This is a genomic window from Shewanella inventionis (assembly GCF_014641855.1).
Lineage (GTDB): Bacteria > Pseudomonadota > Gammaproteobacteria > Enterobacterales > Shewanellaceae > Shewanella > Shewanella inventionis.
Map to the genome: position 1 here is coordinate 1 of NZ_BMII01000050.1, position 19,376 is coordinate 19,376.

Sequence of the window (19,376 nt, forward strand, 5' to 3'; positions counted from 1 at the left end):
GGGTCTTCGATAAGTTTCAAGTGTTCAAATAAGGACATGGATTAGGTTCAGTAGATTAACATGCCTGATCAGATCATGCCGATACGAAAAAGTTCCCTACTGTTAACAAAGTATGATCCCGCCCTGATTTATCTGGAATTACTTCTTCTCTCGGGAAGTATAAATTGCGAACTGGCATTGAATAAACTTTTACACCTTGATACTCATATATTTCTATATTCCTATTAGGAGACAAACGAACAACAACAACCTCATTACCATCTTCTTTCATTGCCTCAGCAAGCATTTGCACAGATCTTGGTGCACCGCCGTTCACATCAGGATAATAGGTATTAACAACATATAAAATTTTCATTTTATTATTCCCAAAATTTTCCAAATTCGAAATCTTGCTCTTTTGTTCTAAAAATTGCAAAACCTGAAGCCATAGCAAATGTCAATTCACCAAAATATATTTTATTATTTACAGAATATAAATCTACACGAACATAATCAAAATCCTCTGAAAGCGCTTTTGCAATTCGGAACATTTCATCTAAGTTATCAATATTAGGCCTTTCTTTTTTTAAATTTGGATAATCTATTTCAAAATCTAGTTGCCTACCACTTTCATCAAAAAAAGAGCGGCTTTGATTTTTAGTAAACCTGTCGAAATCTACACCTAATATAACTTTAGGACTTTCATTTTTCCTATTGAAAACATGAAACTTATAATCATTTGGCACTGAACCATTTTCGCCTTGAAGCATCTCTTCGATAATTACTTTAGGCTCTATTTTTGAGTACCATGGTTCATGTACCAATTTTCCAAAATCGTAACCTAACGACTTCGTAATTGAATCAACGACAAATTTATAATCTACCTCATCATTTTTTTTAATAATGATAACAGTGCCAGAATCATGAGTTGTTTTAACCACAAAATTTTTTTCAATATTTCTCAATACTTTTTCGCTTATATTTTCACCTACATACAATAACGGAATCAAATAATCTTTACCTACCTTTGCTTCAACATAGCCTCTAACTTTATATTTATCTGAACAAGTAACAAACAAAGGGTTATTATCAAACAACTTCCTAAACTGTACTTTCTCATTATAACTTTTAGGTTTTTTAAAATTAGGAAAGTAGCCATTCCTGGCTCTAAAGTTAAAAAATATTTGAATTTTTATTGGAAATAAAAGTAGCAATTTCTTTAAAATCTGTTTCATTCACACCTCGTACCAGTAATACTTAAATCGTTAATATCAAATCAGTTATTAAGGAGCTCTCAACCTTTAACCATTTGTATCAACTTGCTTTTATGTAATTCAATGGCTTCGTTTATAAAATCAGACAATTCGTTTTCAAACCTTTCACTTCCAAATTTTTGTGCGTGCTGAGATATCTCTTTTGCACTAACTAAAGTTACAGAATTTTCAAACTTTTTTACAGCTTCTATAATTGAAGCAGTCGTTTGTTTATAAAAGTGAATACCTGTAATTCCGTTTTTTACTGTATCTATTAAACCACCTTTTCCATAACCTATTACAGGCGTACCACACGCTTGAGCTTCTACAGGTACAATTCCAAAGTCTTCTTCTGCAGCATAAATAAACGCTTTTGCATTTTGAATTTTACTTATTAGGTCTGAATATTCAAGAAAACCCAAAAGAGTAACATTGGGAGGAAGTGATTCCTTAATTCTTTTATAATCAGGTCCGTCACCAACAACTAGCAAATGTCTATCAGGTAAACTTTTAAACGCATTAACGATTAGGTCTACCTTTTTATAAGGAACTAATCGAGAACAGGTAATATAATAGTTTTGTCTATTTTCAACTAAAGTAAACGATTCTGTATCAACAGGAGGATAGATAACTTCTGATTCTCGGCGATAAAACTTCATTATTCTTCGTTGAATAAATGTAGAGTTGGCTACATATTTATCTACTGCAAATGAAGATCTAACATCAAAATCTCTAATTTTATTTAAAAAGTATCTAGCTAATATTGATTTAAAACCACTTTCAATTCCACTTTCTTTTAAGTACTGTCCCTGTAAGTCCCAAGCATAGCGTACAGGAGAATGGCAATACGAAATATGTAATTGATCAGGCCCAGTCAAAACACCTTTAGCCACACAATAACTACTCGAAATAATTAAATCGTATGAACTTAGGTCAAATTGCTGAATAGCAAGTGGCATTAATGGCAGATATGACCGGTATTTTTTAATTCCAAATGGTAGACGTTGTATAAATGAAGTATTAACCGGTTTAAGAATACCTAACGAAGACAATTGTTCATTGTTCATTCCACATACAATTGTATATATATCCGCATTCGGATAAATATTAATAATCGATTTTAAGACTTTTTCAGCACCACCCAAATCTGTAAGCCAATCATGCACAACAGCCACTTTCATTATACCAACCTTCTTCTCTATTTTTTAACTGAACAATTAACAATGATATTTACGATACCAGTCAACAAACTGCTGCATACCATATTCAATACTAGTATCAGGTTTAAAACCAACAGCATCTTGTAAACTATCGATATCTGCAAAAGTGGCTGGTACATCACCAGCTTGCATTGGCATAAAATTCTTATCCGCTATTTTCCCGGATGCGTTTTCAATAGCTTCAATAAATGTCATCAGTGGTATTGGTTCGTTATTGCCAATATTGAAGACTCTATAAGGTGCTTTGCTTGAAGAAGGTGACGTATTTGAATTTTCAGCATCTCGTTTTGGCACGACATCTTGAATACGGATGATACCTTCGACGATGTCATCAATATAGGTAAAGTCACGTTTCATTTTCCCGTGGTTAAATACGTTAATTTGACGGTCATTTAAGATGGCATCAGTAAATAAAAATGGCGCCATGTCTGGTCGTCCCCAAGGGCCATAGACAGTAAAAAAACGTAACCCTGTGGTTGGCAGATCATATAAATGACTGTAGCTGTGAGCCATCAATTCATTTGATTTTTTGGTAGCGGCATAAAGCGAAACAGGATGGTCTACTGCATCTTCGGTAGAGAATGGCATTTTTTCATTCATACCATATACAGAACTCGAGGATGCATACACTAAATGCTGCACCTTGTTATGGCGGCAGCCTTCAAGAATTGTAGCCATACCGACTAGATTAGAGTCAATATAGGCCATTGGATTTTCAATTGAGTACCTAACCCCAGCCTGTGCAGCTAGGTGAATAACTCGGTCGAACTTTTCATCTTCAAATAGCTTTGCAATGGCGGCTCTTTCTGATATGTCTATTTTGACAAATCTGAACGTTGCTAAATGCTCAATTCGTTTTAGTCTGGCCAGTTTTAAATTGGGGTCGTAATAATCATTTAAGTTATCTAACCCAACGACCTCATGGCCTTGCTCGCATAGTCGCTCTGCGACAAAGTTACCGATAAATCCAGCGGCACCTGTTACTAGGTATTTCATATCAATTTATAGTCCCTTAATTATGACTTAACGCTAATCATTTCCAAACAAATCACGTGTGTAGACTTTATCTGCAACATCACTTAACTCAATATCCATTCTGTTAGATACAATCACATCGGCATCATGTTTAAACTGTTCAAGATCGCGATAAACGGTTGAATTAAAAAACTCATCTTGCTCCATTACCGGCTCGTAAATAATGACCTCGATACCCTTGGCTTTAATGCGCTTCATTACCCCTTGAATACTTGATGCGCGAAAGTTGTCTGAGCCTGACTTCATGATTAAACGGTAAATACCGACTGTTTTAGGGTTACGTTTAAGAATTGATTCGGCAATAAAGTCTTTACGGGTGGTGTTGGCGTCGACAATGGCGCCGATTAAGTTATTAGGTACATCGGCGTAATTGGCCCGCAGTTGTTTGGTGTCTTTTGGTAAGCAGTAACCGCCATAACCAAAAGATGGGTTGTTGTAGTGGTTACCTATGCGTGGGTCTAAACACACACCGTCGATAATTTGTTTACTGTTAAGGCTATGAGCTTCGGCGTAGGTGTCTAGCTCGTTAAAGTAAGCAACACGCAGTGCCAGGTAAGTGTTTGAAAACAGCTTAACGGCTTCGGCCTCGGTTGAGTGAGTAAACAATACCTGGATATCTTTTTTAATTGCACCTTGCACTAACAAATTGGCAAAGGTGTTAGCCCGCTTACTTTGCTCACCCACAATAATACGTGACGGGTAGAGGTTGTCGTGTAGGGCTTTGCCCTCACGTAAAAACTCAGGCGAAAAGATAATGTTGTCGCAGGAAAATTCTTGCTTAATGCGCTCGGTGTAACCAACAGGCACGGTTGACTTAATCACCATTACTGCATTGGGGTTAATGCTAATAACATCTTTAATCACCGACTCTACAGATGAGGTATTAAAGTAGTTTGTAACAGGGTCGTAGTCTGTTGGCGTGGCGATAATGACAAAATCGGCATCTTTATAAGCTTCGGCTTTGTTTATTGTGGCTGTAAAGTGCAATGCTTTGTTTGCAAGAAAGTCTTCGATTTCGGTGTCGGCAATAGGCGACACTTTATCGTTAAGCATGGCAATTTTTTGCTCGATAATGTCTACGGCAACCACTTCATTGTGTTGTGCCAGTAACATTGCGTTGGACAACCCAACATAGCCTGTGCCTGCAATGGCAATTTTCATTTTGTATACGTCCTGTGGAAAAATTGAACAAGTAAGAGGTGCTAGGAACTCGCAAGCTCGCCTGAGAGCGGACTTCGTCCTTCTAGGTACTAGATAACAACGATAACGGCATAAAAGATTACGGGCGAAGCAGATTCTAGATTCTCGATTCTCGCGTTGTTTTGCCTGTAAAAAGGCACGCTACCGCCACTAGATTGCAGCCTCTAGATTGCTGTAAAACCTGTTAACTTGTTATTTTGTTAGTACTTTTACTACTAACTTTTTACTGCTAATTTTTTGCTGCTAACTTTTTACTATTAACTTTTTGTACTAAGGAGGTTGGCGTTTCAGAGTGAAACAGTAGATTGGGTCCTGCGAGTTTGCTCGCTGCCGGGGTGGTGAGTGATGTGTTAACTCGCCAGCCTTGGCAATACACGGTGTTTTTTGGGCGTGTTGATTACGCCTAAAAGTATGTATTTTGGACACAGTAGGGAACAACAACGATATGAGGTTGCATCGGTAACTAATGAGGTTAAATCGGGTGATTTTGTGCCTCAACAACAGTTCTCGGTGGCGTCATGCCTTGTACGAATGTTCCTTTTCTACTCTCTGCTTTTACGTTTGTCCTCTTAATGATTCGGCAATTATAATGTATACGGTAATTTAATGACAGTTTTTTGACGATCTTTTATAAACAGTCAATTTTTAATCATTTTTGGCATTTTAAAACGCAACAAAAGTACCTTTTGCTACTTTAGAATGAGCTAAAATCGTTCATTTTTTTGTTGTTTGCTTTGCTCTTTTTTTGTTCTTATTTTACGTTTTTACAGACTGTTAATGTTGTGCTTGAAATTTTGTTTTTACTTTTATGTTTGCACTGCAGTGTCACATTTTAAAACAATTCGCTTCATGTTGGTGCGCTGCCTGTTACCATACTTTGGCCGTAACATTTTATTTTGATCACACCACTATGCCGTTTTAATCGCTCTTATTTGCAGGTAACCATTTATTAACAAACTGTTTTAATTAGTTTTAATTTTAAGCTACGCTTTGTTGTACATATTGCCATCGAGTTTGTAGCCACAAGGGTTTGTGCCTTTTTGCTGTATGTGTGTATGCTTTACTTATACAGGCCAATTATTACAAACAATTAACATGCCAATAAATTGACATGCGAATATTTAATGACGTCAGGTTGTTTTTTAACCTACCTATGGTTCGCTCAGGGTAAAGTTTAAAACTGCCTGCTATTTGTAATACTTTAGAGCTACCTGCTCAGTTTTAAACACACAACAATGGTTTATATTGCCATTTTATTGTCGTTTTTAGCGTAACTAGATTATGATAAACGCCGCTATAGCATTAATTTATGTAGATTTATTTCAGTTCTATTATATTTGGTCATTTTCGTGAATTTACAGTAGGCATTTTGGGCATACGCTTGGCTAGCTTGAGCAAACTTATTTGTCGCCATTGGCTTATTTTGCCAGTGGTGTTTTCGGCTATTTGTATTGCTAACATAACCGATGAGCTATTTACGACTGATTTTTTTAAGGTTGTAGAGCAGCGTTATGGTGCTAAACGTATTGATGATTTTACAGACTGGCGAGATACCATTAATGAAGGCATGGGGTTAAGTGATAGTGAAAAATTACATTTAGCCAATCAATTTGCCAATCGGCGGATTCGTTTTACCAGCGACAGCGACCATTGGAATAAAAGCGATTATTGGGCTACGCCTATAGAGTCTTTGGGCACTAAAGGTGGTGATTGTGAAGACTTTGCCATTTTTAAGTATTTTACGCTTAAAGCTATGGGCGTTGATGAAAGCAAAATGCGTTTAATGTATGTGCGTGCACTACTGATAAACGAGCCACACATGGTACTGATTTATTTAGATACTCCCGGTGCTATGCCTTTAGTGCTAGATAATTTAAAGACAAAGATTTTACCTGCTAATCAACGCCGAGATTTAAAGCCTGTTTACTCATTTAATGGGCAAGGCTTATGGTTGGCAAAAGCACAAGGCTTAGGAAGTAACAAACCGACAAGCTCAGGCACTAAAACCTGGACTGATTTAGTAAATAGAATAGAAAACGGCGAATAACAAAAAGCAGGGTTAACAATTATGTTTAGAAAGGGAATGTCTTTACGGTTGCAATTGTATTTATTGATTGCGTGTTTGTCTTTGTTTAGCTTTGGCGCGGCGCTTTATAACAATGTGTCTAACATGCGTGATTACTTAAACGAGCAATTGGCCTCGCATGCTCAAGGGGCGGCGCACAGTTTAGGTTTGTCTATATCGCCTTATATGGATGAAGAAGGCTTAGTCATAGCCGAAACCATGACCAATGCGATTTTTGACTCGGGTTATTATCAGCACATTACCTTTACCGACTTAGACGGTGAGGTATTGTTTAAACGCGATAACCCAGACGGTAATTTTGCTGTACCACAGTGGTTTATTGACTGGTTTACCTTGATCCCGCCGGTGATGACCAGTGAAGTGAGCGACGGCTGGCGTATTGCAGGTAAGTTAGATGTGCAGTCGCATGCGGGTACCTCGTACAAAAGTTTGTGGGACCATGCTGTAGACACCTTTAATACCACGCTGTTACAGCTGCTTGTGGCTTTATTGTGTGTGTATTTTATTTTAAAGGCTGTGCTTAACCCGTTACGCCATATTGAAAAACAAGCTGAGTCGGTTATACAAAAACGTTTTACCCTTAATGCGGTTAATCCTTTTACCTCTGAGCTGCGCACTGTGGTTAATGCCATTAACCGTATGGTTGAAAATGTGCAGCGCTCGTTTAACGAGCAAACCAAGCTGGCTGAGGCCTTGTCGCATGAGGTATACATTGACCCACACACTGGCTTGCCAAATCGCCGTGCATTATTAAAACGCTTTGAGTCATTACAAGCAGAATATGACCGACACGGAAATCGGTTTTATTTAGGCTTGTTGTCGATGACGTCGTTAAAACACATTAACGATATTGAGGGTTATGGCAGTGGCGATGAGTATATTTTGTCGGGCGCACAAATTTTTAGCCAACAAATGAGTTTGCTGCAAGAGGCCACCTTATATCGTATTTCTGGCTCTGAGTTTGCGTTTTTAAGCTTATTAACTGAAGACGCTGCAAAGTCGATAGACCAGCAAATGGCTGCGATTATTAATATTGAGGGTTCTAACAGGTTTGCTAATGGTTTTGCAAAACATGCCCTCACCCGTGTTAATCATCAAGAAGAATTTGCCGCGGTTGTTAAGCGTTTAGATCATCAGTTAGTGCATAATCAATATGCCGACAACGATAAAGGGTTGGTAACGGCGCAAGGTATGCAAAAAAACCATTCGAGAGAAGAATGGGTGGGCATATTAACTCACTTTACTGAGTATTTTAAAAGCGAGATTAGCCAAAGCAGCCCTAAAGACTTTGCCATTAAGTGTATTCCGCTTGATAAGATTTTTGACCTTATGCTGCAACCTGTGGTGGATGATACTCAGTCGATTTTATATGTTGAGTCGTTTGTGCGCTTTAAAGTAGACGGTGAAGAGTTGTCTACCATAGACGTTTTTGCGATGGCAGAACGTTTAGGGGTATTGCAAGAGCTTGAGCAGGCGGTTGTGTGCTTTATATTTTATAAGCTGCATCATATTGAGCATACCCGTGTGGCGATTAATATTAGTAACCGCGCGTTGCATAATCCGGTGTTTACTGGCTGGTTGTTCGATTTATATCAAAAATTACATAAATCGCTTCCACCACTTTTGTATGAATTTAACGAGTCTGGCGCGATGCTTTCGCTTGAGTCGACCGAGAAATTTATTCGTCGCGCTAAGCAATTAGATATTGGTATTGCGATTGAACGTTTTGGCTCGAGTTTAAGCTCGTTTTGTTACATAAGAAACTTAAACATTGATTTTATTAAGATTGATGCCAGTTACGTGCGTGATATAGCCCAGGCCGACACGCGCTTTTTTGTGCAAACCGTAACCCAAATATGCCATGGTATTGGTATAAAAATCATTGCACCACAGGTTGAGTCGTCAGAGATAGGTGAACATTTTTCACTCATGAACATCGATGGTTTACAAGGCAATGGATTGTATGCTGTACGGAATTTCAGTACAATTATCCCTGCAAACGCTAACCACTCATGGACATGTGCATTGCAGCTGAACGACTTCAGTCAATCAACCAATCACGAGGCAAGATAATGCGTAAGAATAAATTAACTCTGTTATTAGTTTCGGCATTAATGACTGCCGGTATGTCAGTAGGTGCAATGGCTGCAGAAGAAACTCTTACTGCGAGCACGCAAAGTGTGCCGGTATCTGAAGCTGCAACCCAATTAGCCAATGCCTTTATTGCGGCCAATGGTGATGAAGCATTAATTATCGAAGCTATACAAGCCGCAGTTGAAGCAGGTATGACACCTGACGAAATTTTAGCTGTTGCTGTTGCTAACGGTATTGACCCAGCGATTGTTGCTGCAAACCTTGAAGAATTACAAACCGCAGCTGGCGGCGCATTTGGTGCAGCCCCTGCTCCTGGCGGTCCAGGTTTTGGCGGCGGCTCAGGCGGTGGTGCCGGCACAATCTCTAGCAACTAATACTCACTCGTTGCATCACATTAAAAGCCCATTAATTTGGGCTTTTTTGTGGGTGTTTGTAAAAGAAGGGGCGAGAATCGAGAGTCTAGAACCGAGAGTCTAGAATCTAGAATCCTCGATAAAAGCACTCGAGGACAGAGCCTAGTGCCTAAAAGCAGTGAGCGAAGCGTTATGTATTCCGTTATTATCTAGATTCTAGCAGGACGAAGTCCGCTCTCTGGCGAGCTTGCGAGTTCCTAGAACCTAGCACCTAGCACCTAGTACCTAGTACCTCGGCCCCAACACCTGGGTCCCGGCTCAAAAGCATTACCGGGACGACGTAGTAGTAGTCGGTGTTGCTTAGATTCTAGAAGGACGAAGTCCGCTCTCTGGCGAGCTTGCGAGTTCCTAGTTCCTAGAACCTAGGACCTCGGCCCCAACACCTGGGTCCCGGCTCAAAAGCGTTACCGGGACGACGTAGTAGTGGGCGGTGTTGGTTACGAATAAGCAAATGACGAAGTAGACATTCATCTTTATGCCTTTATCTTTTTGCCGTCATCCCTGAGATCTGTTATCAGGGATCCAGGTGTTGCACTTGATTTTGCCTTTTATGCCGTCATCCTCAAATGCTTTAATTGGGGATCCAGGTGTTTCTTTTAATTTTTGATTTTTAATCTCTAGAGTTCTAGATCTTCCCAGCGTGGATTGAGTTTTTCAATTAATTCAATTTTCCACTCTCGCTTCCACTTTTTAAGCTGTTTTTCTCTTGTTATCGCATTATAAATGTCATTACAAACTTCATAGTAAACCAATCTGTTTATCGAATGCTTTTTGGTGAAACCATCAGACAAGCCATTTTTATGCTCCCAGTTTCGTCGTATTAAGTCTGAGGTGACGCCAACATAAAGAGTGCCATTTGGCCGATTTGCCATGATGTAAATGTATGATTGCTTATCCATAAACATTTTGCTCTGCTTAAATAATGTAAAAAATATAGCAGTTAATAGTGAGGTTCGTTGCACAACGACAGAGCTTTAAACCAATAACTAACTACTTGAGCAAAAGCCAACACCTGGGTCCCGGCTCAAAAGCGTTACCGGGACGACGTAGTAGTAGGCGGTGTTGGATACGAATGAGTAATGACGACGTGGTAGCGGGCGGTGTTGCTTAGATTCTAGAAGGACGAAGTCCGCTCTCTGGCGAGCTTGCGAGTTCCTAGAACCTAGCACCTAGGACCTAGTACCTCGGCCCCAACACCTGGGTCCCGGCTCAAAAGCGTTACCGGGACGACGTAGTAGTGGGCGGTGTTGGTTACGAATGAGCAAATGACGAAGTAAGCATTCATCTTTATGCCTTTATCTTTTTGCTGTCATCCCTGAGATCTGTTATCAGGGATCCAGGTGTTTCTTTTGACCTTGTGTAAAAGCGTAAAAGCCAACACCTGGGTCCCGGCTCAAAAGCGTTACCGGGACGACGTAGTAGTGGGCGGTGTTGGATACGAATGAGTAATGACGACGTAGTAGTGAGCTGTGTTGGTTAGATTCTAGCAGGACGAAGTCCGCTCTCTGGCGAGCTTGCGAGTTCCTAGAACCTAGCACCTAGTACCTAGTACCTCGGCCCCAACACCTGGGTCCCGGCTCAAAAGCGTTACCGGGACGACGTAGTAGTAGGCGGTGTTGGTTAGATTCTAGCAGGACGAAGTCCGCTCTCTGGCGAGCTTGCGAGTTCCTAGAACCTAGTACCTAAAGACAATCTACTGCAGTGCTTGTTCTATGTCTGCTATTAAGTCTTTTACGTCTTCTAGGCCTACTGATATGCGCAGTAGGGTGTCGGTGATGCCTGCGGCTTGGCGGGCTTCTGGGGTGTAGGGTGAGTGGGTCATGGACGCTGGGTGTTGGATGAGCGATTCGGCGTCGCCTAGGCTGACGGCGATGGTGAGTAGGTTTAGGCGGTTGACGAAGTTAATTGCGTCTTGCTTGTTGCCTTTTAGTTCGAATGCGATGACGCCGCCGGCGCGTTTCATTTGATTACCCACAAAGCTGTGGCCCTGGTGGTGGGCTAAACCTGGGTAAAAGACCTGACTGAATTTAGGGTGTTTATCTAAATATTCAGCTAACACTTCTGCGTTGTCGCAGTGGCGGGTTAAGCGGACGTCTAGGGTTTTTAAACCGCGTAAAATCAGCCAGGCGTCGTGGGGGGATATTACGCCGCCAAAGTCTTTTAATATTTCAAACTTTAAGCGGTGCATGTGCTCTGCGTTGCCACACACTATGCCTGCGATTACGTCGCCATGACCATTTAAATATTTAGTCGCGCTGTGGATCACCATGTCGATGCCAAGAGCAAGAGGTTGTTGCAAGAGTGGGGTCATAAAGGTGTTGTCGACGATGGACACTAGATTGTGGACTTTGGCTATGCTGGCCATTTTACTCAGGTCGAACACTTGCAGATGTGGATTAACTGGGGTTTCGCAAAACAACACTTTGGTGTTAGGTTTGAGCGCGGCCTCTACTGCGTGCATGTCGGTAAAGTCGACTAATGTGGTGCTGATGCCTAGGCGCGTGAGTTGGGTGGTCATGAGGGCGAAGGTGCAGCCATAAACCGCTTTTGATGCAACCAAGTGATCGCCTGCATGCAAATGGGTTAACAGTGCGCTTGATACAGCTGCCATACCTGATGCGGTTGCGGCGGCATCTTCTGCACCTTCTAACAGTGCCATTTTACGCTCTAATTCTGCGGTTGTTGGGTTGCCTAAACGGGTATAGATGTAACCTTGCTCATCACCCGCAAAACGGGCTCCACCTTGCTCTGCGTTATCAAATACAAAGGTGGCGGTTTGATAAAGTGGCGTGGTGAGCGAGCCAAAAGCTTCGCGTTGATGGCCGCCATGAATGGCTAAGGTAGCTGGGTTCCATGCATGTTGCTTGTTGTGTGACATTGTCTCTCCCTGAACCACTTTGTTATTAAGTTATTGGGTTGTGGTCAGGTTTTAAGATACAGCGGTTTGGGTTTTAGCCAAGTGGCTTATACCAAATAAGCCGCTTGCTGATTGTAAATACAATGTTACATGTTTGCGAGTGACTGCTTTAGTCGTTGCATGCCCTGCTCTATGCTGATTAAGGGCTGGTAGCCTAAATCTTGTTTGGCTGCACTGATGTCAAAGTAGTGGCTGGTTGATAGCTGGCGAGCAACAAAGCGAGTCATTATTGGCTCTTGTGTTTTGTTTAGCAGGCCATAAAGCGCCTCGAGCACGACGCCTGCGGTATAGGCAACGCCTGCTGGTACTCGTTTGGTTACTGGGGGTAAATCGGCACAGGCCAGTATGTTGTTGAGCATTGCGGCCATGGTAATGGGTTGATCGTTACTTAAAAAGTATGCTTTACCTGCACTTTTGGCTGCATAGACAAGATCGACCCCGGCCAAGATATGGGCGTAGGCGGCATTGTCGACATAAATGGTATCGACCAGTTTGTCTTGATAGCCTACCAGCTTGAGTTTACCCGCTTTTGCGCGCTCAATAACACGCGGCACAAGATGAGGATCGTTTGGCCCCCAAATTAGGTGTGGGCGTAGCGCTGTGGTTTTTAAGCTGTCGCTGTTGGCGGCTAGGATGTTTTGTTCAGCTATTGCTTTTGATTCGCCATAATAATTAAGGTATTGGCTGGCATAGGGGGCAGATTCGTTAATGCCATTTTCGTCAATGCCGGCAAAAGTCACACTGGGGGTGCTGGTGTACACAAGGTGGTGAATATTGAGCGCTTTACATGCCTTGATAATATTATTTGCACCGTCAACATTGGGGGAATAGTAGCTTTGTTTACTGCCCCATACACCCGCTTTTGAGGCAACATGAAACACCATGTCGCAGCCCTGCATGGCATTTTTAACACTGGTAAAGTCGCTTATGTCGCCACGATGCATATCGACACCTAGCATGGCAAGTTTAGGGTAATCACCTCGGGCAAAACCAACAACCTCAATATCAGCAGCGCGCAAACGTTGGCAAATGGCAAACCCTAAAAAACCACCTGCCCCGGTAACAAATACTTTGTTAACCTTAGTGGCAAGCAAAGTGAGTGCGTTTTGCTCTTCGAGTGTAAAATCGGTTAATAGCATGGTGTTAAGTCCTATTCTCGCCATTTGCGCTGTGCCCAAACGGCAAGCTTTTCTCTAAATATTTTGGCGTTGTGACGTACATCTACCGGAAAGTCTGGGTGAATTAAAAAACGGTTAATGCCTTGGGTGTGCGGGTATTGCTCTGCAAGTGCTGTTAAAGCTTGGTATAGCGCTTTACTGTTTGAACACACAACCTCTTTATTGAGTTCGATACAAACAACGGGCACGGTATCGCCGGCGACTTCAACACCAACGATGGCCGAACGTTTCACTTGTGGATGGGTGTTAAATACTCGCTCACAAGGAATGGTAAAATAGCGTTTTAGCTTTTGTTTACCGCGTTTTGCATCCACGATATGGCCTTTGCGGCCGCACATCCATAATTGGCCGTCATCGTCTAGATACCCAACATCGCCCATGCGGTGACGGTACACATAGTTGTCGTTAATTTTGGCATGTTCAGTGGCTTTAAGTCGGCGATAATATGCCTGGCTAACCATTGGGCCTTTGACAACGATTTCGCCTATTTGATTTGCTGGTAATGGGGTAACGTTGTCCCAATCTTCGATTGGGTTATCTGTGATGGCGATGATGCTGATATCAACTGACGAGATAGGCTTGCCTACACAAATGCCTTTACCCTGATCGGTTAAATCGCTGGTGTTAAACAAGGCTTGGCTGCCTATCATGCTAATGGGTAACGACTCGGTTGCGCCATAAGAGTTAAGCACTTGCACATTAGGGTTGAGCATTTGGCTGAAGCGTTTAATGGCGCTAATGGTGGCTGGCGCGCCGGCTGAAATCACTCTTTGTACGCTATTGAGTTTATGCTGAGTTTGCTCGCCTGCTTGGCCTAGACGTTCCAGCAATGCTGGGTTAACAAACATGTTGCTGCATTGATACTGCTCAATGGCGGCAAATAAGTTTGCGGGATTAGCGGTAATGGGTTTGCTGGCGTCCATGTCTGGCACAATGGATGCCATGCCAAGCGCTGGGCCAAATAACGAAAATAACGGGAAAGTGGCTAAATCGCGCTCGCCGGGAGTAATGCCATAATCGTGCTTTAGGGCGTTAATTTGCGCTTGAAACATGCCGTGGCTGTATACCACGCCTTTTGGGGTGCCGGTACTGCCACTGGTAAACAAAATGGCGGCCATGTCATCTTTATCTGGCGTTGCCATGTCGAAAATTTGCGTGTTACGACTGCCAATTTGAATAATGGTTTCGAGCTGGGTTGCGTTGGTTAGCCAGCGTTGCAACCTTGTGCCGCCCACATTAATGACTTGCTCGACACTGCCTTTACCCCAGCCTAAAATTCGCCGGGCGACATGGGCTTTAGGTATGCCTATAAACACGTCTGGCTGTGACTCGGCAAAGCATTGTTTGAGGTTTTTGATGCCCATGCCTGGGTCGACCAAAATAGGAATAATACCGGCTTTAAATAAACCAAAGGTGAGCGAAAAAAACTCTATGCTTGGGGTTACCATGAGTACGGCTTTTTTGCCGCGGCTTATCCCGTATTGGAGCAGCCCTTTTGCAATAGTGTCTGACTGTTGATGTAATCTGTTAAAGTCGATTTCTTGGTAGGCAAATGTGCCATTTTTGGCCTGTTGTACTGCAACAGCTAACTCAGTTGGCATGGTATGCGCTGCACGTTGGAGGTGCACGCAAATATTGGCATTAGTATCTACTGTTGTTTGAGTCATAATCACTCGGCTTTATTACATAGGTTTAATTTATAGTACTGGCTGTATACTACAAAAGGCTCAAATGAGCCTTTTTGGTTGTTAATGCTGGGCAATAAAGTCTTTAATTAACGCGATGACTTCGTCGCTGGCGTCTTCAAGAATATAATGGCCACAGTCTGCAAATTCGTGCACTGTCGCATGGGGCATGCGTTGACGCCACTGCGCTAAAAAGTGTTTGTCGAATACAAAATCTTGTAAACCAAAACAAATCAAGGTCGGCACGGTTGCAAACTGACTTAAGCTGTCGCCGATATGGGTCACTAAATCATAATTACGATCGCCCGGCTTTAAGGGGATGTCTTGCACAAAACGCAATGTTGAAATGCGGTTTTTCCATGAGTTAAACGGGGCGATATAGGCTTGGCGCACCTCGTTGCTCATGGGTTTACGCTTAACACCCACGTAGGATGCCGCAGATGAAAACGCATTAAAACCGCGAACTAACAAGGTGCCGAGTAAGGTTTCGCGGCATATCCATAATGCCCATGGAAACGGCTTAGATTTTGGCAAATGAAATGCTGCTGTGTTTAAGCACACAATGCGTTTTATGCGCTCAGGATGGCGAGCCGCAAAGCCCATGCCGATCATTCCGCCCCAGTCATGCACCACAAGTGTGATGTTTTGTTTAACGTCTAGGCTGTCTAATAATGCTTCTAAATCGTCGATACGACTGGTTAATGTGTAGTCGTATTGTGGGTCGTCGGGTTTGTCTGAATAACCGCAGCCAATGTGGTCTGGCACTATGCATTGATGATTGTCGCTCAACGCACTCACTAAGTTTCGGTAGTAGTAACTCCAGCTAGGATTACCGTGCACCATGACGACAGGCTCACCCTGACCTTCGTTGATATAGTGCAGTTTATTGCCGTTACGGTCGAGGTAATGACTTTTAAATGGCAGTAAGTTGTCTAGCATGATGCATCCTGTAAACTATTTTTATAATGTAATGCAAAAACGTCAGTGCAGCCTTGGGCTTACCACTTTATTCCTAACATCATGCAGTTTAAGCCACTGCCTATTCCTAAAAAGCTGACTTGATCGCCAACACGTAAAAAACCTTCATCATGAGCAATTGCAGCGGTTACGGGTAACGATACTGTGCCCATGTTGCCGAGCTTTTGGTAGGTTGGGTATTCTTTTTCGTGTGGGATATTGAGCGCATTAAGCACTTGTTTACGGTTAGACGCACCTACCTGATGGCAAATCACTTTGTCGACCTGCTCTACAACCCAATCGCGCTGAGCTAAAAAATGCTCCCAGGTGTGTTTGGCCAGCTCAACGCCTTCTTTAAGTAAGGTGACGGCGTCGGTACGCATAAACTCGCGATACAATAAGTGCCCTGCTTCTTGCAGGCCCCATTGACACAATTGATGATGCTCTGGTGCAGACAAGTGGCTTGCACCTAATAACTGATGCTGACGCGTGGTTTTAAGCGGTAAGGTACCGTCGGTTAAAATGACAGCGATAGCGCCTGAGCCACCAGTTAAGGTTGCTAAAGACTGCGCAAAATTTTGCATTGTTGGTTCGGCTAACATGTGATCGATTGTGGCATCGACGATATCGCGCGCCGACTCACATGACACCACCATACCGGCTTTAATTTGGCCAAGCTCGATACGGTTAGCGATATCTAAAATACCCGACAACACCCCTAAACAGGCATTACTGATGTCGTAGATTGCGGTGTCTTTTGACACGCCTAACTCTGCAGCAATACGACATGCTGTTGCTGGCTCGTGCTGATCACGACATACGCCGGTGTAAACCACGGCACCTAGCTCACTGATCTCAATGCCGGTTTCGTTGACGGCTTTGCGGGCGGCTGCTATGGCACCGTCTGATAGGCGATGACCTTTTGGCCACCAGCGACGCTCGGTGATTCCGGTTAATGCGGCAAGTTGCCCCATTGGAATGCGAAACTTTTGATATAGGGGTGCTAAGCGAGATTCTAAATCGCTACTGGACACTACCTGTGGTGCTAGCTCATAGGCCAGACTATTGATAAAGACGCGTGAATATTTCATTAAACCGTATTATTCGCTTCGCTCTAGCAAGCACTCACATGCGCTAGATTAGTTGTTAGTCGTTATTAACCCGCCATTTGAACAAGAATGGCTTAATTATTCAATCAAAAACCGCTGTAAGACTGGCTTATTTGACGTTTTTTTTACGGCTTGGTTAGCGCTGTTGATTAACTGGCTGCTCGATTATTACAGACTTACGTTAAATACAATAGCGTTAACAATGGCTTAATACATAAATACTTAATGAATGTTGTTAAGCCGTTGTTTTAATTGCCTGGATAAAGGCATTTCTGGGGGTAACACTGTTTGCACAAAATTCGCTCAGTGAAACCTCATATCCCTGCTGTTGTAAAAAACATACCCGGTCGAGTAATAACCATGCCTCGAGGGCGCGACGAAATAAATGCGCGACAAGATCGATGCGTTTTGTTAGCCGCTGCCTGGCGATACCGCTTTGTAAAAATGAGTCAAAATCAATATCGTTTGGTATTTGTAGTTGTTTTTGATTTGCTGCCCATAGGCAAAAGTCGGTAAAGCTGCCACTTAATTGGCTTTGTTTAATGGTGGGTACGGGTAAATAGGCGTTAATACCCCTAATTTGGCGCTGCAAGGTGTCGAACCCTAAACGCCATGCGACTTCTTGCAGTCGCAGTGCTTGTTGTTTGGGGCTGGCAATGACGCTTTGCTGGAGGGGTAATTGCAAGTCATGTCTGGCAAGCTTGAGTTTACTGGCTTTAACCTGAGTTGACAGTGGTTGATAATGCGAATGTTGAATTAAGTGATAACAGCAAGGCGACATTGAAATGGCCTGGGTGTTTGCATGAGTGGCTAACTGGATTAGCCGTACATGTAAGTCACCACAGGCATGCAGTGCTATTGCATGTTGCTGGGGGTAAAACACCTTGTCATTGGGATTAAGTGGTGCAAATGCATCGGCACAGATAAACCGTTGTGGTAATTGCCATTGGTTAGCAAATGCTTGCCCTTGTTCGCATAAGTTGGTTTGCCACTCAAGGCTGGTGACGTTTACCTGTTGCTGTTTAGCCACTAACCGACCTAAATGTCCTTTGCCTGCACACCATTCTAATATGGGTAACGCGGTTAATTTGGTTTGCAATTGTGGGTCGATTTGCGCTGCAAATGCCGTAATTTGTTGCCACTTTCTGCCTTTAATATGAGCACTAAAATGGGCTAAATCATTCTGTTGCTGGGCAGATTGTTGTGCAAATTGTTGGGGAATGCTTGGGTTAATGGTGCTTTTGGGCAAAGTAAATACTAACAAGCTTAAGTGCTCAATGATGTGAGCAAGGTGTAGATGTGAGCTTTGTTTTAAATCTGTGATTAAGCTTGGCAGCAACGTATGTACAAGCAAGTGCTGATCGGCATCAATTGTGTCTATGTCTGTATCGGGTATTTGCCATACTTTTTGTGCTAAATGCGGAAATGCTTGCTGCCAGGGTAAGTGGTCACACTCAAACGCCACCATCTGCCACAAGGGACTTAACGCCTCAAGCAATGAGTCGAGTGACTTGAAAGTATGTTGATAATCGATTGCTGACATAGTGAGTATTACGGTTAACCTTAGCCGATTGAAATGATAGGATGCGAGCATTATCTGCCTAAACCGGAATTGTAAACTATGCACTCGCCCTGTGTCGCCCGCTGCGGCCTAAATGATGACGATTATTGTATGGGATGTTTTCGCCATATTGATGAGATTGTGATTTGGTCACAAGCAACAGATGCCCAAAAACAACAAATTTGGGATAAGTTAGACGACAGAAAACAGCTATATTTAGGTGACACTAATAATAAAAATTTAACCCGCGCCCAATGGTTAAAAGCCGAAAAGCGTATAAAGAATAGATGAGGTGCGAGGGGCTAGGTGCTAGGTCCTAGGAACTCGCAAGCTCGCCAGAGAGCGGACTTCGTCCTTCTAGAGTTTAGATAACGGCATACGGTTAACGGTGTACGGAACGCTTCGCTTACGGAATACAGGTTGTGGTGCTAGGTTCTAGGGTCTAGGTGCTAGGTTCTAGGAACTCGCAAGCTCGCCAGAGAGCGGACTTCGTCCTTCTAGAGTTTAGATAACAGTGTACGGTTAACGGTGTACGGAACGCTTCGCTTACGGAATACAGGGTCTAGTACCATTTCAATTTAGTTATGATCGATTGAGCTACCATTCCAATGGTAGCTCATCGGTCTTTATTAATACTTTCAAAGAACGACTTTCTCTCGGCGTTCGGCTGATCAATTTGTCTGTTTCTA

At 42.7% G+C, this 19,376-nt stretch carries 16 protein-coding genes; 4 read left to right on the forward strand and 12 right to left on the reverse strand.

Annotated features, from left to right (window positions below):
* Positions 1-73 precede the first annotated feature (73 nt).
* Genes IEW93_RS20025 through IEW93_RS20045 form a run of 5 tightly spaced genes read right to left on the reverse strand, consistent with a single transcriptional unit; the run spans position 74 to position 4,648 of the window.
* The gene (locus tag IEW93_RS20025; protein ID WP_188741000.1) at positions 74-355 is read right to left on the reverse strand and encodes a glycosyltransferase family protein; all 282 of its coding nucleotides are present in this window, start codon (positions 353-355) and stop codon (positions 74-76) included.
* 4 nt (positions 356-359) lie between these two features.
* Positions 360-1,214, reverse strand: a complete 855-nt coding sequence (locus IEW93_RS20030; RefSeq protein ID WP_188741001.1) for an ATP-grasp fold amidoligase family protein — start codon at positions 1,212-1,214, stop codon at positions 360-362.
* A gap of 59 nt (positions 1,215-1,273) precedes the next feature.
* On the reverse strand, positions 1,274-2,413 hold the full coding sequence (locus IEW93_RS20035) for a glycosyltransferase (RefSeq protein ID WP_188741002.1): 1,140 nt from the start codon (positions 2,411-2,413) through the stop codon (positions 1,274-1,276).
* 36 nt (positions 2,414-2,449) lie between these two features.
* A complete protein-coding gene (locus IEW93_RS20040; RefSeq protein WP_188741003.1) occupies positions 2,450-3,448 on the reverse strand; it encodes an NAD-dependent epimerase in 999 nt (332 codons plus the stop codon).
* Positions 3,449-3,481: 33 nt separating this feature from the next.
* Positions 3,482-4,648 carry a nucleotide sugar dehydrogenase gene (locus IEW93_RS20045; protein ID WP_188741004.1) on the reverse strand — a complete coding sequence of 389 codons (1,167 nt, stop codon included), beginning with the start codon at positions 4,646-4,648 and terminating at the stop codon, positions 3,482-3,484.
* A 1,420-nt stretch (positions 4,649-6,068) separates the two neighbouring features.
* On the opposite strand from IEW93_RS20045, the gene IEW93_RS20050 reads away from it, so the two are divergent.
* The 3 genes from IEW93_RS20050 to IEW93_RS20060 are packed head-to-tail and all read left to right on the forward strand — an operon-like array spanning position 6,069 to position 9,241.
* Complete coding sequence (locus tag IEW93_RS20050; protein WP_229706725.1) at positions 6,069-6,734, forward strand: transglutaminase-like cysteine peptidase; 666 nt, start codon at positions 6,069-6,071, stop codon at positions 6,732-6,734.
* A gap of 36 nt (positions 6,735-6,770) precedes the next feature.
* Positions 6,771-8,846, forward strand: coding sequence for a bifunctional diguanylate cyclase/phosphodiesterase (locus IEW93_RS20055; RefSeq protein ID WP_188741005.1), 2,076 nt, complete (start codon positions 6,771-6,773; stop codon positions 8,844-8,846).
* Positions 8,846-9,241, forward strand: a complete 396-nt coding sequence (locus IEW93_RS20060) for a hypothetical protein (protein WP_188741006.1) — start codon at positions 8,846-8,848, stop codon at positions 9,239-9,241. Before IEW93_RS20055 ends, IEW93_RS20060 begins: the two co-directional genes overlap by 1 nt.
* A 656-nt stretch (positions 9,242-9,897) precedes the next feature.
* Here the strand turns inward: IEW93_RS20060 and IEW93_RS20065 are convergent.
* The 7 genes from IEW93_RS20065 to IEW93_RS20095 all read right to left on the reverse strand — a co-directional run bounded on the left by IEW93_RS20065 (position 9,898) and on the right by IEW93_RS20095 (position 18,669).
* Entirely contained in the window at positions 9,898-10,179 is a 282-nt protein-coding gene (locus tag IEW93_RS20065; protein WP_188741007.1) for a GIY-YIG nuclease family protein, read from the reverse strand.
* A 794-nt stretch (positions 10,180-10,973) separates the two neighbouring features.
* Positions 10,974-12,158: a methionine gamma-lyase gene (gene megL / locus IEW93_RS20070; protein ID WP_188741008.1), complete on the reverse strand. Its 1,185-nt coding sequence runs from the start codon at positions 12,156-12,158 to the stop codon at positions 10,974-10,976.
* A 125-nt stretch (positions 12,159-12,283) separates the two neighbouring features.
* Positions 12,284-13,360 carry a 2-alkyl-3-oxoalkanoate reductase gene (gene oleD / locus IEW93_RS20075; protein WP_188741009.1) on the reverse strand — a complete coding sequence of 359 codons (1,077 nt, stop codon included), beginning with the start codon at positions 13,358-13,360 and terminating at the stop codon, positions 12,284-12,286.
* On the reverse strand, positions 13,348-15,042 hold the full coding sequence (gene oleC / locus IEW93_RS20080) for an olefin beta-lactone synthetase (protein WP_188741010.1): 1,695 nt from the start codon (positions 15,040-15,042) through the stop codon (positions 13,348-13,350). The genes oleD and oleC overlap by 13 nt, the downstream gene beginning before the upstream one ends.
* Before the next feature lie 81 nt (positions 15,043-15,123).
* Entirely contained in the window at positions 15,124-15,999 is an 876-nt protein-coding gene (locus IEW93_RS20085) for an alpha/beta fold hydrolase (RefSeq protein ID WP_188741011.1), read from the reverse strand.
* A 59-nt stretch (positions 16,000-16,058) separates the two neighbouring features.
* On the reverse strand, positions 16,059-17,108 hold the full coding sequence (locus tag IEW93_RS20090; RefSeq protein WP_188741012.1) for a 3-oxoacyl-ACP synthase III: 1,050 nt from the start codon (positions 17,106-17,108) through the stop codon (positions 16,059-16,061).
* Between the two features lie 253 nt (positions 17,109-17,361).
* Positions 17,362-18,669 (reverse strand): methyltransferase, encoded by a 1,308-nt coding sequence (locus IEW93_RS20095; RefSeq protein ID WP_188741015.1) that lies wholly within the window; start codon positions 18,667-18,669, stop codon positions 17,362-17,364.
* Positions 18,670-18,747: 78 nt separating this feature from the next.
* On the opposite strand from IEW93_RS20095, the gene IEW93_RS20100 reads away from it, so the two are divergent.
* Positions 18,748-18,978: a DUF1289 domain-containing protein gene (locus IEW93_RS20100; protein WP_188741013.1), complete on the forward strand. Its 231-nt coding sequence runs from the start codon at positions 18,748-18,750 to the stop codon at positions 18,976-18,978.
* Positions 18,979-19,376: the final 398 nt, after the last annotated feature.

What these genes read in the sequence shown, in the direction of transcription:
- IEW93_RS20025 (WP_188741000.1), bottom strand. Translation starts at nt 355, where the DNA reads ATGAAAATTTTATATGTTGTTAATACCTATTATCCTGATGTGAACGGC.
- IEW93_RS20030 (WP_188741001.1), bottom strand. Translation starts at nt 1,214, where the DNA reads ATGAAACAGATTTTAAAGAAATTGCTACTTTTATTTCCAATAAAAATT.
- IEW93_RS20035 (WP_188741002.1), bottom strand. Translation starts at nt 2,413, where the DNA reads ATGAAAGTGGCTGTTGTGCATGATTGGCTTACAGATTTGGGTGGTGCT.
- IEW93_RS20040 (WP_188741003.1), bottom strand. Translation starts at nt 3,448, where the DNA reads ATGAAATACCTAGTAACAGGTGCCGCTGGATTTATCGGTAACTTTGTC.
- IEW93_RS20045 (WP_188741004.1), bottom strand. Translation starts at nt 4,648, where the DNA reads ATGAAAATTGCCATTGCAGGCACAGGCTATGTTGGGTTGTCCAACGCA.
- IEW93_RS20055 (WP_188741005.1), top strand. Translation starts at nt 6,771, where the DNA reads ATGTCTTTACGGTTGCAATTGTATTTATTGATTGCGTGTTTGTCTTTG.
- IEW93_RS20060 (WP_188741006.1), top strand. Translation starts at nt 8,846, where the DNA reads ATGCGTAAGAATAAATTAACTCTGTTATTAGTTTCGGCATTAATGACT.
- IEW93_RS20065 (WP_188741007.1), bottom strand. Translation starts at nt 10,179, where the DNA reads ATGGATAAGCAATCATACATTTACATCATGGCAAATCGGCCAAATGGC.
- megL (WP_188741008.1), bottom strand. Translation starts at nt 12,158, where the DNA reads ATGTCACACAACAAGCAACATGCATGGAACCCAGCTACCTTAGCCATT.
- oleD (WP_188741009.1), bottom strand. Translation starts at nt 13,360, where the DNA reads ATGGCGAGAATAGGACTTAACACCATGCTATTAACCGATTTTACACTC.
- oleC (WP_188741010.1), bottom strand. Translation starts at nt 15,042, where the DNA reads ATGACTCAAACAACAGTAGATACTAATGCCAATATTTGCGTGCACCTC.
- IEW93_RS20085 (WP_188741011.1), bottom strand. Translation starts at nt 15,999, where the DNA reads ATGCTAGACAACTTACTGCCATTTAAAAGTCATTACCTCGACCGTAAC.
- IEW93_RS20090 (WP_188741012.1), bottom strand. Translation starts at nt 17,108, where the DNA reads ATGAAATATTCACGCGTCTTTATCAATAGTCTGGCCTATGAGCTAGCA.
- IEW93_RS20095 (WP_188741015.1), bottom strand. Translation starts at nt 18,669, where the DNA reads ATGTCAGCAATCGATTATCAACATACTTTCAAGTCACTCGACTCATTG.
- IEW93_RS20100 (WP_188741013.1), top strand. Translation starts at nt 18,748, where the DNA reads ATGCACTCGCCCTGTGTCGCCCGCTGCGGCCTAAATGATGACGATTAT.